The sequence below is a fragment of the Stenotrophomonas nitritireducens genome (genome assembly GCF_001700965.1).
In the GTDB taxonomy this organism is placed as follows: Bacteria; Pseudomonadota; Gammaproteobacteria; order Xanthomonadales; family Xanthomonadaceae; genus Stenotrophomonas; species Stenotrophomonas nitritireducens_A.
Genome location: NZ_CP016756.1, coordinates 3,970,589 through 3,985,077, shown reverse-complemented (window position 1 = coordinate 3,985,077; position 14,489 = coordinate 3,970,589). Strand labels below are relative to the sequence as shown.

At 62.0% G+C, this 14,489-nt stretch carries 12 protein-coding genes and 1 tRNA gene; all 13 read right to left on the bottom strand.

Translation table 11 applies throughout. The features are described from left to right. Window positions 1–29: 29 nt before the first annotated feature. Entirely contained in the window at window positions 30–1,541 is a 1,512-nt protein-coding gene (gene nusA / locus BCV67_RS16955) for a transcription termination factor NusA (RefSeq protein WP_057626692.1), read from the bottom strand. Window positions 1,542–1,545: 4 nt separating this feature from the next. Further along, complete coding sequence (gene rimP, locus BCV67_RS16950; protein ID WP_057626693.1) at window positions 1,546–2,133, bottom strand: ribosome maturation factor RimP; 588 nt, start codon at window positions 2,131–2,133, stop codon at window positions 1,546–1,548. A 199-nt stretch (window positions 2,134–2,332) separates the two neighbouring features. Further along, a tRNA-Met gene (locus tag BCV67_RS16945) sits at window positions 2,333–2,409 on the bottom strand. Between the two features lie 199 nt (window positions 2,410–2,608). Then, the gene (nuoN, locus tag BCV67_RS16940; RefSeq protein ID WP_062171601.1) at window positions 2,609–4,069 is read right to left on the bottom strand and encodes an NADH-quinone oxidoreductase subunit NuoN; all 1,461 of its coding nucleotides are present in this window, start codon (window positions 4,067–4,069) and stop codon (window positions 2,609–2,611) included. A 36-nt stretch (window positions 4,070–4,105) separates the two neighbouring features. Beyond that, complete coding sequence (locus tag BCV67_RS16935) at window positions 4,106–5,617, bottom strand: NADH-quinone oxidoreductase subunit M (protein WP_057626694.1); 1,512 nt, start codon at window positions 5,615–5,617, stop codon at window positions 4,106–4,108. Window positions 5,618–5,636: 19 nt separating this feature from the next. Further along, window positions 5,637–7,751: an NADH-quinone oxidoreductase subunit L gene (nuoL, locus tag BCV67_RS16930; RefSeq protein ID WP_062168132.1), complete on the bottom strand. Its 2,115-nt coding sequence runs from the start codon at window positions 7,749–7,751 to the stop codon at window positions 5,637–5,639. A 7-nt stretch (window positions 7,752–7,758) separates the two neighbouring features. Next, the gene (nuoK, locus tag BCV67_RS16925; RefSeq protein WP_054656949.1) at window positions 7,759–8,064 is read right to left on the bottom strand and encodes an NADH-quinone oxidoreductase subunit NuoK; all 306 of its coding nucleotides are present in this window, start codon (window positions 8,062–8,064) and stop codon (window positions 7,759–7,761) included. Beyond that, the gene (locus BCV67_RS16920) at window positions 8,061–8,714 is read right to left on the bottom strand and encodes an NADH-quinone oxidoreductase subunit J (protein ID WP_057626696.1); all 654 of its coding nucleotides are present in this window, start codon (window positions 8,712–8,714) and stop codon (window positions 8,061–8,063) included. The genes nuoK and BCV67_RS16920 overlap by 4 nt, the downstream gene beginning before the upstream one ends. A gap of 9 nt (window positions 8,715–8,723) precedes the next feature. Further along, window positions 8,724–9,212: an NADH-quinone oxidoreductase subunit NuoI gene (gene nuoI, locus BCV67_RS16915; protein WP_062168134.1), complete on the bottom strand. Its 489-nt coding sequence runs from the start codon at window positions 9,210–9,212 to the stop codon at window positions 8,724–8,726. A 3-nt stretch (window positions 9,213–9,215) separates the two neighbouring features. Then, on the bottom strand, window positions 9,216–10,310 hold the full coding sequence (gene nuoH, locus BCV67_RS16910) for an NADH-quinone oxidoreductase subunit NuoH (RefSeq protein ID WP_062168136.1): 1,095 nt from the start codon (window positions 10,308–10,310) through the stop codon (window positions 9,216–9,218). After that, the gene (gene nuoG / locus BCV67_RS16905; protein WP_062168138.1) at window positions 10,307–12,541 is read right to left on the bottom strand and encodes an NADH-quinone oxidoreductase subunit NuoG; all 2,235 of its coding nucleotides are present in this window, start codon (window positions 12,539–12,541) and stop codon (window positions 10,307–10,309) included. The genes nuoH and nuoG overlap by 4 nt, the downstream gene beginning before the upstream one ends. Continuing rightward, complete coding sequence (gene nuoF / locus BCV67_RS16900; RefSeq protein ID WP_062168140.1) at window positions 12,538–13,875, bottom strand: NADH-quinone oxidoreductase subunit NuoF; 1,338 nt, start codon at window positions 13,873–13,875, stop codon at window positions 12,538–12,540. Before nuoF ends, nuoG begins: the two co-directional genes overlap by 4 nt. A gap of 3 nt (window positions 13,876–13,878) precedes the next feature. Beyond that, window positions 13,879–14,406, bottom strand: a complete 528-nt coding sequence (gene nuoE, locus BCV67_RS16895; RefSeq protein ID WP_062168142.1) for an NADH-quinone oxidoreductase subunit NuoE — start codon at window positions 14,404–14,406, stop codon at window positions 13,879–13,881. Window positions 14,407–14,489 lie beyond the last annotated feature (83 nt).

Here is a 14,489-nt window from a genome sequence, read left to right as displayed (position 1 = left end):
AGCGGCTCAGGGCACTGTTCATCGCTGGCTCATTCGCCGCGCTCCAAGCGGGCGATCTCCTCGGCGCGGGCTGCCAGGACCAGCGCCGCGGCGCGCTCCAGATCCATGCCCTCGATGCCGAACTCCAGAACCTCGTCGGCAGCCAGGTCCGACAGATCCTCACTTGTGCGCACGCCGTGGCCAGCCAGCGCGTACGCGGTAGCCTCATCCATGCCCTTCAGTGCCAGCAGATCGGCTGCCGGCACACCGCCGTCAGCCCCCTCTTCCACCGCCAGCGCTTCGTTGAGCAGCGCATCGCGGGCGCGGGCACGGAGTTCTTCAACGATATCTTCGTCGAAGCCTTCCACTGCCAGCAACTCACCAACCGGTACGTAGGCGATTTCTTCCACCGTACCAAACCCTTCGGACACCAGGATGCCGGCGATTTCTTCGTCCACTTCCAGCTTGTCCATGAACAGCTGACGGGCGACGCCCTGCTCGGCTTCCGACTTGGCGGTCACCTGGTCCTGGGTCATCACATTCAGCTGCCAACCGGTCAGGCGGCTGGCCAGACGCACGTTCTGGCCGCCCTTGCCGATTGCCTGGGCCAGGCGGTCTTCTGCCACAGCCAGGTCCATCGAATGCTTTTCTTCGTCAACGATGATCGACTGCACTTCAGCCGGGGCCATCGCGTTGATGACGAAATTGGCCGGGTTGTCGTTCCACAACACGATATCCACGCGCTCGCCATTGAGCTCGTTGGACACGGCCTGGACGCGCGAACCGCGCATGCCGATGCAGGCACCGATAGGATCGGTGCGGCTGTCATGGGCCAGCACGGCGATCTTGGCGCGGTCGCCCGGGTCGCGTGCACAGGCCTTGATCTCAACCAGGCCCTGGCCGACTTCCGGCACTTCCAGCTTGAACAGCTCGATCATGAATTCCGGGGCGGCGCGGCTGATGAACAGCTGCGGGCCACGCGGCTCCGAGCGCACTTCGGCCAGGTAGCCGCGCACGCGGTCACCGGCACGCAGCACGTCGCGCGGAATGCCCTTGTCCTTCGGGATGAAGGCTTCGGCATTGCCGCCCAGATCGACATAGATATTGCCGCGTTCTGCACGCTTGACCACACCAGTGACCAGCTCGCCAACGCGGTCCTTCCATGCATCCACCACCTGCTGGCGCTCGGCTTCGCGCACACGCTGGACGATGACCTGCTTGGCAGCCTGCGCTGCGATACGGCCGAAATCCGGGTTTTCAATCTGTTCTTCGATGTAATCGCCGATCTCGACGTCGTCGGCTTCATCCACCGCGTCCATCATGCGGATCTGGCGGTCCGGCGATTCCATCACCACATCATCGGCGACCACTTCCCAACGACGGAAGGTTTCGTAGGTACCGTCCTTGTGGTTGATCGACACGCGCGCCAGGACTTCCTGGTCGGGGTAACGCTTCTTCGCTGCCGAGGCCAATGCGGCCTCGATCGCGTCAAAAATAACTTCGCGCGGCACGCCCTTCTCGTTGGCGACTGCGTCAACTACCAGCAAAAGTTCCTTGCTCATCGGCTCACTCCGCGCGCGGCTTTTTGGCCGCCGTTTCGTTATTGGAATTATTCTTGGGCTTGCCCTGCTTGGGGGCAGGACCCGTCGGTTTGGTCGGTGCCAGGCCCAATGCGGCCCAGTCCGGAATGATGCGTGCCTTGTCGATATTGTCGAACGACGCCACGAACGGCTTGTTGTCGACGATGAACGTGACCGTGCCCTGCGCCACATCCACCGCGGCAATCTCGCCCTGCAGGCGACGGCGGTTTTCCTGCGGCAGCTTCAGGCCGACCTTGGCGGACTCGCCAATGGCGAGCTCGAACTGTGCCAGCGTGAACAACGGGCGATCGACACCCGGCGAAGATACTTCCAGCGTGTAATTGCCGCTGATCGGATCTTCCACGTCCAGCTGCGCGGAAACCTCGCGGCTCACCCGCTCGCAGTCTTCGACGTTGACCATGCGCGCAGGCTGTTCAACCAGCGGCACATCGATATACAGGCGCAACGTTGCGCCGCCCGGGGCCGGCAGATATTCGACGCCAAGCAGCTCGAGCCCCAACGCCTGCACGGTGGGGCTCAGCAGATTCGCGATTTCAGTAGCCTTGTCGCTCACAGCCAGCCTTGATTCGTAAGTTAGAGAACGGTTGTAACCCAACCAGGTTTTGCGTATTGCAGAAACAGCAAAGGGCCCACGTGGGCCCTTTGTCCGTTTGGATCCGTTGGCCGGATCCCGGTTGCAAGAACGGAAGCAGCCGTTCTTGCGAGCCCAACTTTTGCCTCTATCAACACTGCGTGTTGCCAAAGACCGAAGCTGGTAGCGGGGGCAGGATTTGAACCTGCGACCTTCGGGTTATGAGCCCGACGAGCTGCCAGACTGCTCCACCCCGCATCAGAAGCGGAATTATGAAGTAACCAAGTCGATAATGCAAGACTTATTTACTTCGCGTTTCTCTCTAACCGCTAGAGAAACCCGGAAAAACCCTTCCGGTTGAACCACTTATCAGGTGGTTCCGACCTTTCCGCTAGGCGGTGAGGTCGTCAACTCAGGAGATGAATAATACACACTTCGCGCAGATTTGTATCGTTTTTTATGACAAATGTGCAAAAGAATTGCGCATCCATTCCAGAATCGGGCCCAGGCCCAACGGCAGGACCAGCAACAGCACGGAATTCACGCCCAACACGATACCCAGGATGCGGTCGTTGTTGCGCGGCAGCGCCTCACCCACCGGCTCATCGAAGTACATGACCTTGATGACACGCAGGTAATAGAAGCAACCGATCACCGCGCACAGCACACCGACCATCGCCAGCCACAGCAGACCGCCATTGACTGCGGCGCTCAGCACCGCCAGCTTGCTCCAGAAGCCAAGGAACGGCGGAATACCGGCCAGCGACGCCATGATGCACAGGACCAGGCCTGCCATCCACGGGCTACGGGCATTCAGGCCCTTGAAGTCCTCGATGTTCTCGGCTTCGAAGCCGGCACGCGACAGCGCGATGATCGCGCCGAACGAGGCGGTCGACATGATGGCGTAGGCAATGGCGTAGAACATCGCCGCCGAATAGCCTTCCTTGCCACCACCGGCCACCGCCATCAGCAGGAAGCCGATGTGCGAGACGGTCGAATAGGCCAGCATGCGCTTCAGATTGCTCTGGGCGATCGCCATCAGGTTACCGACGACCAGCGACAGTGCGGCCAAGCCGGCCAACACGTACTGCAGCTCGGTCGACAGCGGGCCAACGCCCATTTCCAGCAGGCGGTAAGCCATACCGAAGGCAGCCAGCTTCGGTGCCGAGCTGATGAACAGCGCGATCGGCGCCGGGGCACCCTGGTACACGTCCGGCAGCCACATGTGGAACGGTGCAGCGCCCAGCTTGAAGGCAACACCGGCGACCATGAACACCGCACCGGTCAACAGCAGCAGACGCTCGTCCGAATGGGCGATGGACGCATGGATCACGTCCAGGTGCAGCGAGCCGGTGGCGCCATAGATCAGCGACATGCCGTACAGCAGCAGACCCGAGGCCAGCGAACCGAGCACGATGTACTTCATGCCGGCTTCGGCGGCGAGCTTGTTCTCACGGTTGCTGGCAACCAGCGCGTAGGAACACAGCGCCAGCAGTTCCAGGCCCAGGTAGACCATCAGCAGGCTGCCGGCCGAGACCAGGATCATCATGCCGGCGGTGGCGAACAGGATCAGCACCGGGATCTCGCCCTGGTACAGGTTGCGCTCGCGCAGGTAGCTCCAGCCGTAGATCAGGCTCAAGCCACTGACCAGCACGATCACCGTCTTCATGACATCGGCGGCATTGTCACGGACAAACATGCCGTGGAACACCTCACCCTGCCCGCCCACGCCGCTCAACAGCAGCACGAAGGCGACAGCGAGGATCGCTACCGACAGAAAGTGGGTCCAGACCTTGTGCTTGGTGCTGATGAACAGATCAATCATCAACAGGGCAAAGGCACCGCCAATCACCACCAGTTCGGGCAGCAACGGCAGAAGGTCGGTCATGGTCAACGGCAGAGGCGTCGGCGTGGTCATCATCAAATCCTGGAATCAATACTCTCGACGGGCCGCTTACAGCAGCTTGCTCGATGCGATCTGCATCGCCAGCTTGGCGATGGACGGCTCCATCAGCTCGGTCAGCGGCAGCGGGTAGAAGCCCAGCACCAAGGTGCCGACAGCAAACACGCCCATTACCAGCCATTCGCGACCGTTCATATCCTTCAGCTCGGCGACGTGGGCATTGCCCACCTCACCGAAGAACACACGCTTGTACAGCCACAACGAATACGCCGCGCCGATGATCAAGGTGGAGGCAGCACCCAGCGCAACCAGCGGGTTCCACTGGAACGCAGCCAACACGACCATGAACTCGCCGACGAAGCCACTGGTGCCCGGCAGGCCGGAGTTGGCCATGAAGAACAGCAGTGCAAACGCGGAGAACCACGGCATCACATTGACCACGCCGCCGTAATCGGCGATGCGGCGGCTGTGCATGCGGTCATACAGCACGCCCACGCAGGAGAACATCGCGCCGGACACGAAACCGTGCGAGACCATCTGCACCATCGCACCCTGCAGGCCCAGGCGGGCCGCATCGGGGTTGCCGGCATCACGTACCAGCCACAGCGCGGTGAAGGTACCCAGGGTCACGAAGCCCATGTGTGCGATCGACGAATAAGCGATGAGCTTCTTCATGTCGTCCTGCACCAAGGCCACCAGGCCGACGTAGATCACCGCCACCAGCGACAGCGCGATCACCAGCCATGCCCACTCGTGGCTGGCATCGGGCACGATCGGCAGGTTGAAGCGCAGGAAGCCGTAGCCACCAATCTTCAGTGCGATCGCCGCCAGGATCACCGAACCGGCGGTCGGCGCTTCAACGTGCGCATCCGGCAGCCAGGTATGTACCGGAAACATCGGCACCTTGACCGCGAAGGCGACCAGGAACGCGAAGAATATCCAGGTCTGCTCCTTGGCCGACAGCTGCAGCTGATACAGGTCAACCAGCTGGAAGCTGCCGCCCTTCAGGTACAGGTAGATCAGCGCCACCAGCATCAGCACCGAGCCGAGGAAGGTGTAAAGGAAGAACTTCATCGCCGCGTAGATACGACGCGGACCGCCCCAGACACCGATGATCAGGAACATCGGGATCAGCATGGCCTCGAAGAACACGTAGAACAGCATCGCGTCGGTCGCGGCAAAAATGCCGACCGTCACGCCTTCCAGTACCAGGAAGGCGGCCACGTACTGATTGACGCGCTTGTCGACCACGCCCCAAGCGCCGATCAGTGCCAGCACCCCGATCAGCGTGGTCAGCAGGATCAGGGCGATGGCGATACCGTCAACGGCCAGGTTGTAGCCGATGTTGAACGCCGGGATCCAAGGATGCTGTTCGACGAACTGCATTACCTCGGCGGCGCCGCGGTCGTAACCGCTGAGCAAGCCGAGGCTGAGCAGGAAGGTGAGCAGTGCCACCGCCAGGGATGCCCAACGGGCAGCCTGGGCGTTGCGCACAGCGAGGATCAACGCACCGCCGATGATCGGCAGCCAGATGAGAATACTAAGTAGAGGCCAGTTCGACACGTCTTCTATTCCGTACAGGTCAACGCCAGAAATGCATCAGCACGCCCAACAGGGCAATCAGGCCGATGATCATCGCGAACGCGTAGTGGTAGAGGAAACCGGATTGGGTGCGGCGCAACAGGTTGGCAGCCAAGTCGACCAGACGCGCCGAACCATTGACCATCACCCCATCAACGACCGTGCTATCAACGGCACGGGCGGCCTTGCCGAGCTGCACACCACCGCCGGCAAAGCCGTCGATCCAGAGCTTGTCGAAGCCGTACTTGTTTTCCAGCACCGAAACCACCGGTGCCAGGGTCTTGCGAGCTTGTCCTGCCAGTTCCGGCTTCCAGATGTAGAACACCCAGGCCAGCGCGAAACCTGCAACCGTCAGCCAGAACGCCGGCATCTGCATGCCGTGTACCGCATAGGCCACCGAACCGTGCCAGAACTCCTTGCCAACTTCGGCAATGGTATCGCGCGCCGGGTTGTAGAAATCGACGATGCCGGTGAAGAACGACATGGTCTGGCCCGGAATGCCGGCAGCGGCATGGTGACCGTCCCAGCCGGTACCGAACAGCATCGGCCCGATGGTGAAGAAGCCGATCAGGATGGACGGGATTGCCAGCAGCACCAGCGGCACCGTCACCACCAGCGGCGATTCGTGCGGCTCGTGCGCACCATGACCATGGTGGTCATCGTGGCCATGGGCATGATCACCGTGGTGGTCATCATGCGCGTCGCGGAAGCGCTCCTTGCCGAAGAAAGTCAGGAACAGCAGGCGGAAGCTGTAGAAGCTGGTGACGATCACGCCACCGAGCACCGCCCAGTAACCATACAGGGCAACCCAGCCAGCCTCGGCAGCGTGCGCGTGCATCGCGGCCGCTTCGATGATGGTGTCCTTGGAGTAGAAACCCGAGAAGAACGGCGTACCCACCAGGGCCAGCGTACCGATCCACATGGTGATGTGGGTAATCGGCATGTATTTGCGCAGGCCGCCCATCTTCATCATGTTCTGCTCATGGTGCATGCCCATGATCACCGAACCGGCACCGAGGAACAGCAGCGCCTTGAAGAAGGCGTGGGTCATCAGGTGGAACACGGCGCCGGAGTAGGCCGACACACCGAGTGCAACCGTCATGTAGCCCAGCTGCGACAAGGTGGAATAGGCAACCACGCGCTTGATGTCAGTCTGCACGATACCGATCAGGCCGGTGAAGAAGGCCGTGGTGGCACCGATGAACAGGATGAAGTCCAGCGCGGTCTGCGACAGCTCGAACAGCGGCGACATGCGGGTGACCATGAAGATACCGGCGGTGACCATGGTCGCGGCGTGGATCAGTGCCGAGATCGGGGTCGGGCCTTCCATCGAGTCCGGCAGCCACACGTGCAGCGGGACCTGCGCCGACTTGCCCATCGCACCGATGAACAGACAGATGCAGATGATGGTGGCAACGCTCCACTGGTGGTCGCCGATCAGCTGCACCATTGCGTGGCCGGTGATATCGGTGCCCAGCACGGTGCCCGCATTGGCGAACACGGTGGCGTAGTCCAGCGAGCCGAAGGCCCACAGGATGCCTGCGATGCCGAGCAGAAAGCCGAAGTCACCGACGCGGTTGACCAGGAACGCCTTCATGTTGGCGAAGATCGCGGTCGGGCGCTTGAAGTAGAAGCCGATCAGCAGGTACGACACCAGGCCCACCGCTTCCCAGCCGAAGAACAGCTGCAGGAAGTTGTTGCTCATCACCAGGGTGAGCATCGAGAAGGTGAACAGCGAGATGTAGCTGAAGAAACGCTGGTAGCCGTCGTCTTCGGACATGTAGCCGATCGAGTAGATGTGGACCAGCAGCGACACGAAGGTCACCACCACCATCATCATCGCGGTCAGGCGATCGACCATGAAGCCGACATGCGCCGCGTACTGGCCCACTTCAAAGAAGGTGTAGATGTTCTGGTTGAACGGCTGCGCCCCACCCCACAACAGCTGGGAGAAGATGTAAGCCGACAGGCCGAAGCTGACCGCCACGCCCAGAATGGTGATGTATTGGGCGCCCTTGCGCCCCACCTGACGACCGAACAGGCCGGCGATGATGCTGCCGAACAGCGGTGCCAGCACCACTGCAATCAACAGACTCTTGGAGAGAGTGATTTCCATCTTCGGATCAGCCCTTCAGCGAATCGACTTCGCCCACGTTGATGGTGTGGCGAGTACGGAACAAGGTCACCAGGATCGCGAGGCCGATTGCAGCTTCGGCTGCGGCCACGGTCAGGATGAAGAACACGAACAGCTGACCGGCGGTGTCGCCCAGCTCACGCGAGAAGGCAATGAAGTTGATGTTCACCGACAGCAGCATCAGTTCGATCGACATCAACAGCACGATGATGTTCTTCCGGTTGAGGAAGATGCCGGCAACGGAGATGCAGAACATCACCGCGCCCAACGCGAGCATATGGCCCAGAGAAATCATGGCTTGGCCTCCTCGCCACCGTCATGTTGCGTATCGACCTGCACCACCGGCTTTTCGGCGGCCATCTTGACCATGCGCAGGCGGTCTTTTGCCTTGGTCATGGTCTGCTCGGTCGGGTTCTGCGTCTTCAGGCCTTCACGACGGCGCAGGGTCAGCATCACTGCTGCGACCACGGCCACGGTCAGGATCACGGCGGCGAACTCGAACGGGAGCAGGTATTCGGTGAACAGGCTGCGTGCCAGCCAGGTGATGTTGGACGTATCTGCTGCAACCGCAGCGGCGTTGTCCACCGGGAACGGTGCGGTGCGCGCCTTGATGCCGATCAGGGTCAGCATCTGCACCAGCATCACCACCGCGACCACCAGGCCGACCGGCAGGTAACGCACCCAGCCTTCGCGCAGATTGGTGGTGTCGATGTCCAGCATCATCACCACGAACAGGAACAGCACCATCACCGCGCCGACGTAGACCAGCACCAGGGTGACGCCGAGGAACTCCGCCCCCACCAGCAGCCATACGCAGGCGATGGAGAAGAACGTAAGGATCAAGCACAACACGGCATACACCGGGTTGCGCACGCTGATCACCGCTGCCGCGGAAATGCCGGCAATGATGGAGAAGAACCAGAAAGCAATATTTACCCAATCCATCTCAAGACCTCAGCGGAAGGCGGCGTCGGCGGCGCGGCGCTCGGCGATTTCGGCTTCAAGCCGGTCGCCAAGTGCCAGCAGCTGCGGCTTGGTGATGATGTTCTCGCCACGCTTCTCGAAGTGGTACTCGAGAATGTGGGTCTCGACGATCGAGTCCACCGGGCAGCTTTCTTCGCAGAAGCCGCAGAAGATGCACTTGAACAGATCGATTTCGTAACGCGTGGTACGGCGGGTGCCGTCTTCGCGCTTGGCCGAGTCGATGGTGATGGCCAGTGCCGGGCACACTGCTTCGCACAGCTTGCAGGCGATGCAGCGCTCTTCACCGTTGGGGTAACGGCGCAGGGCATGCAGGCCACGGAAGCGCGGCGACTGCGGGAACTTCTCCATCGGGTACATCACGGTGTACTTGGGCTTGAACGTATATTTCAACGTCAGCCACAGGCCGCCGAGCAACTCGAGGAGCAGCAGGCTTTTGAAATAATGGGTGATCTTATTCATGAATCAAACGCCCTTCTGGATCACGCCGTAGAACACCATCAGTGCCGTCACCGCGATCCAGAAAATGGTCAGCGGGATGAACACCTTCCAGCCCAGACGCATGATCTGGTCATAACGGAAGCGCGGGAAGCTGGCACGGAACCAGATGTACGCACTGGCGAAGAACAGCACCTTGAGCAGCAGCCACGGCCAACCGCCGGTCCAGATCCAGTTGATCCACGGCGAGATATCGGCCGTGATCCAGCCCTGGAGCGGGCTCAGCCAGCCACCGAGGAAGAAGATCGAGATCAGGAAGCTGACCAGGATCATGTTGGCGTACTCGGCCAGGAAGAACAGTGCGAACGCACCGCCGGAGTACTCCACCATGTGGCCGGCAACGATTTCCGACTCGCCTTCAACCACGTCGAACGGCGCGCGGTTGGTTTCGGCAACGCCGGACACCCAGTACACGACGAACAGCGGGAACAGCGGCAGCAGGAACCAGTCGAACAGACCCGAGTTGCCCTTCTGCGCCAGCACGATGTCGGTCAGGTTCAGGCTGCCGGCGGCGATCATCACGCCGACCAGCGCGAAGCCCATCGCGATTTCGTAGCTGACCACCTGCGCGGCCGAACGCATCGCACCGAGGAAGGCGTACTTGGAGTTGGACGCCCAACCGGCCAGGATCACGCCGTACACACCCAGCGAGGTCATCGCCAGCAGGTACAGCAGACCAACGTTGGCGTTGGACAGCACCAGCTTGTAGTCGAACGGAACCACCGCCCACGCCGCGAACGACGGCGCCAGCACGATCAACGGCGCGATGATGTACATCGCCTTGTGTGCGCTGGCCGGAGCGATGATTTCCTTGAACAGCAGCTTGGTGACGTCGGCGAAGGCCTGCAGCAGGCCGCCCAGACCGACATACATCGGCCCGTGGCGCACGTGCATCCAACCGATCAGCTTGCGCTCCCACAACACGTAGAAGGCAACCGAAATGATCACCGGCATGGCGATCAACAGGATCTTGATCACCGTCCACAGCACGATGCCGATGTCACCCAGGGCCATGAACCACTGGTACAGCGGGTCGATCGCGTTCAACAGCAACTCGTTCATGCAGCCACCACCGTTACCCGAGCGGCACCCAGCGGCGCGGTTGCGCCGTGGCCCGATTCAATCCACACCGTGCCGGCTGCGACGCGTGCGTCGACCACCACCGACAGGGTTGCACGACCGGCGTCGGTGCCGACCTTGGCCATCTGGCCTTCGGTCAGCTGCAGACGCGCGGCGTCATCGGCATTGAGCACGATGCGCGGCTCATTGTTGAGCGGATGCGACTGCAGCGCCTGCGCACGACGCACGACGGCGTCGGTGCGGTAGATCGCCGGGGTCGAGGCCACTTCAAAGCCCTCGCCTGAGACCTGCGGCTGTGCCGAAGCGGCAACCTTGACCGACACCGGCTGCAGGCCGGCACGCAGGCCTGCCAGATCGGTGAAGCCGAAACCTGCCAACTGCATGTCACCACCCAGCGCACGCAGCACGCGCCAGCCCTCACGGGCCTCGCCCTGCAGCTTGCCACCGGCGCGGGCGACCTGGTCGCGACCGTCCAGATTGGTCAGCGTGCCGTCGATTTCCGGCAGCGCGCCAATCGGCAGGATCACATCGGCCACATCACGGGTCGAGGTGCAGGCGAACTGGCTGAACGCGACAACCTTGGCAGCGGCCAGCGCCTTGCGAGCGGCGGCGGTATCGGCGAAGTCCAGGCCCGGCTCGATGCCGTACAGGGCATAGGCCTTGCGCGGCTGCGCCAGCATCGCATTGACGTCCTTGCCGGCCGGCAGTACGCCGGCGCGGGCCAGGCCCAGTGCGTTGGCACCCTGCGGGATACGGCACAGTTTGGCGCCGGTAGCCGCAGCGAATGCGCTGGCGGCCGAACGGATCGCAGCAGCCTGCGGATGATTTTCAGCAATCGCACCGACGATGATCACGGTGTTGTTGCCGGCCTTCACCGCGTCGACCAGCTGCGCGTTGCCCAAAGCTTCAACGAAGCGCGACGGTGCAACGATCTGCTTGCCGGCCAGCTTGAACGCGAAGTCGAAGTCCACCGGGTTGATCGAATGGATCTTGGCACCGTTGGTGGTCTGCGCCTTGCGCAGGCGAGCGTGCAGCAGCGGCAGTTCGTGGCGGATATTGCTACCCAGCACGACGATCTGATCAGCGTGTTCAATCTCGGCCAGCGACATGCCGAAGACTTCGGCAACCGGCGCATCGGAGAAGTCACGGTTGTTGATGCGGTGGTCGATGTTGTTCGAACCCAGGCCAACGGCCAGGCGGGCCAGCAAGGCGCCCTCCTCGTTCGACGTTGCCGGGTGCACCAGCACGCCAAGCTCGTCGCCACGGTTGGCTTCGAAGATTTCGCGGGCAGCGGCCAGACCTTCGGCCCAGCTCACTTCCTTCCACTCACCATTGACCTTCTGCAGCGGCTTGACCGCGCGGTCGGCCGAATACAGGCCTTGGTGCGAATAACGATCGCGGTCGGACAGCCAGCACTCGTTGACCAGCTCGTTGTCACGCGGCACGGCGCGCAGCACTTCGCCGCGGCGCACGTGCAGGAACAGGTTCGAGCCCATCGCGTCGTGGTAACCCAGCGACTCGCGTGCGGTCAGTTCCCACGGGCGTGCCTTGAACTGGAACACCTTGTTCGTCAGCGCGCCGACCGGGCACACGTCGATGACGTTGCCCGACAGCTCGGTGGTCAGCGGCTTGCCGTCGTAGGTGCCGATCTGCAGGTTTTCACCGCGCGACATGCCACCCAGTTCATAGGTGCCAGCCACTTCTGCGGTGAAGCGCACGCAACGGGTGCACTGGATGCAGCGGGTCATCTCGGTGGCGACCAGCGGCCCCATGTCCTCGTCAACCACAACGCGCTTGCGCTCGTTGAAGCGGCTGACCGAACGGCCGTAGCCCAGCGATACGTCCTGCAGCTCGCACTCGCCACCCTGGTCGCAGATCGGGCAGTCCAGCGGATGGTTGATGAGCAGGAACTCCATCACCGAACGCTGGTACTTGAGCGCCTTCTCGTTGCGGGTCTGGATCTTCATGCCATCCATGACCGGGGTTGCGCAGGCCGGCGACGGCTTGGGTGACTTTTCAACGTCGACCAGGCACATGCGGCAGTTTGCGGCGATCGGCAGCTTCTCGTGGTAGCAGAAGCGCGGAATCGGAATGCCAGCCTTGTCGGCGGCCTGGATGATCATCGAACCCTTGGGTACGACCAGCGTCTGACCATCGATATCGATGGTCACATGATCCGGCGGTACGTTGGGATTTACCGGTTGCGCGCTCATGCGGCAGCAGTCTCCACCTTCTTGCCGTCAACCATCGAATGACCGTTGACGATGTAGTACTCGAATTCGTTCCAGAACTGGCGCAGGAAGCCTTGGATCGGCCACGCTGCCGCCTCACCGAACGCACAGATGGTGTGGCCTTCAATCTGACCGGCAACCGTCTTCAGCTGGTGCAGGTCTTCCATCGTGGCCTGGCCGGCGACAATGCGCTCCAGCACACGGTGCATCCAGCCGGTACCTTCGCGGCACGGGGTGCACTGGCCACAGGATTCCTTGTGGAAGAACTGGCTGATGCGGCAGGCGAACTTGACGCAGCAGACGCTGTCGTCCAGCACCACGATGGCACCGGAACCCAGGCCCGAGCCCAGTGCACGGATGGTGTCGTAATCCATCGGCAGGCCCTTGAGTTCTGCAGCGGTCAGCACCGGCATCGACACGCCGCCCGGGATCGCGCCCTTCAACGTACGGCCCGGACGCAGGCCACCGGCCATCTCCAGCAGATCGTCAAAGGTGGTGCCCAGCGGCACTTCGAAGTTGCCGCCCTTGGCCACGCAACCGGAGACCGAGAAACACTTCGGGCCACCGTTGTTGGTCAGGCTCAGATTCTTGAACCACTCCGCACCGTTGCGGATGATCGCCGGCACCGAGGCATAGGTCTCGGTGTTGTTGATCGTGGTCGGCTTGCCGTACAGGCCGAAATTGGCCGGGAACGGCGGCTTGAAGCGCGGCTGGCCCTTCTTGCCTTCCAGCGATTCCATCAATGCGGTTTCTTCGCCGCAGATGTAGGCACCGGCGCCGAGCGCACCATAGATATCGATATCGCAACCACTGCCCAGCACGTTCTTGCCCAGCCAGCCGTGCTTGTAGGCATCAGCCAAGGCCTGCTCGAAATGCTCGAACGGCTCGTGGTGGAACTCACCGCGCAGGTAGTTGTAAGCCGCGGTCGAACCGGTGGCGTAGCAGGCGATGGCCATGCCCTCCACCACCGAATGCGGGTTGTAACGCAGGATGTCGCGGTCCTTGCAGGTGCCCGGCTCGGATTCATCCGAATTGCACAGGATGTACTTCTGCACATCGCCCTTGGGCATAAAGGACCACTTCAGGCCGGTCGGGAAGCCCGCACCGCCACGGCCGCGCAGGCCGGACTGCTTGACCATCTCGATGACATCGGCCGGCGCGATCTTCTCTTCGAGGATCTTGCGCAGCGCGGCGTAGCCACCGGTCTTCAGGTAGTTCTCGTACGACCACGGGGTGTCGTAGTGCAGCGTGGTGTAGACCACGTTGTGCGGAAGCGGCGCCGGTCCGACCGGGCCCTTGGATTCGTGATGTGCCATGCCTTACTCCAGCCCGTCCAGCAGCGCGTCGACCTGGTCCAGCGTCAGGCGCTCGTGGTAATGACCGTTGATGACCATCATCGGTGCGCCCGCGCAGCCAGCCAGGCACTCTTCCTCTTTCTTGAGGTAGACGCGGCCGTCAGCGGTGGATTCACCATGCTTGATGCCCAGCTTCTTCTCGCAATGGCGGACGATGTCATCGGCACCGTTGAGCCAGCAGCTGACGTTGGTGCAGATGGCGACGTTGTTGCGGCCCACCTTCTCGGTCTCGAACATCGAGTAGAAGGTGGCAACTTCGTACGCCCACACGAACGGCAGATCCAGGTACTTGGCAACTGCGGCGATCAACTCGTCGCTCAGCCAACCCTGGTTCTGCTCCTGTGCGGCATGCAGGCCCTGCAGCACCGCCGAACGCTTGCGCTCGGGCGGGAACTTGGACAGCCAGTGATCGATGTGAGCACGCGTCTTGTCGCTCAACACCACCATCGGGTCGACGTTGCGCGCCGCCTCGAAATTACCCGTCGCCTTCATTGGCCGACCTCAACGAATACCAAATGCTGAAAAACCGACGCCTGCGGCGGCAGAACCGCGCAGGCAACGGACGATGTGTGATC

Coding starts and splice junctions, on each gene's coding strand:
- nusA (WP_057626692.1), bottom strand. CDS start 1,541: ATGAGCAAGGAACTTTTGCTGGTAGTTGACGCAGTCGCCAACGAGAAG.
- nuoN (WP_062171601.1), bottom strand. CDS start 4,069: ATGACCACGCCGACGCCTCTGCCGTTGACCATGACCGACCTTCTGCCG.
- nuoL (WP_062168132.1), bottom strand. CDS start 7,751: ATGGAAATCACTCTCTCCAAGAGTCTGTTGATTGCAGTGGTGCTGGCA.
- nuoK (WP_054656949.1), bottom strand. CDS start 8,064: ATGATTTCTCTGGGCCATATGCTCGCGTTGGGCGCGGTGATGTTCTGC.
- BCV67_RS16920 (WP_057626696.1), bottom strand. CDS start 8,714: ATGGATTGGGTAAATATTGCTTTCTGGTTCTTCTCCATCATTGCCGGC.
- nuoI (WP_062168134.1), bottom strand. CDS start 9,212: ATGAATAAGATCACCCATTATTTCAAAAGCCTGCTGCTCCTCGAGTTG.
- nuoH (WP_062168136.1), bottom strand. CDS start 10,310: ATGAACGAGTTGCTGTTGAACGCGATCGACCCGCTGTACCAGTGGTTC.
- nuoG (WP_062168138.1), bottom strand. CDS start 12,541: ATGAGCGCGCAACCGGTAAATCCCAACGTACCGCCGGATCATGTGACC.
- nuoF (WP_062168140.1), bottom strand. CDS start 13,875: ATGGCACATCACGAATCCAAGGGCCCGGTCGGACCGGCGCCGCTTCCG.
- nuoE (WP_062168142.1), bottom strand. CDS start 14,406: ATGAAGGCGACGGGTAATTTCGAGGCGGCGCGCAACGTCGACCCGATG.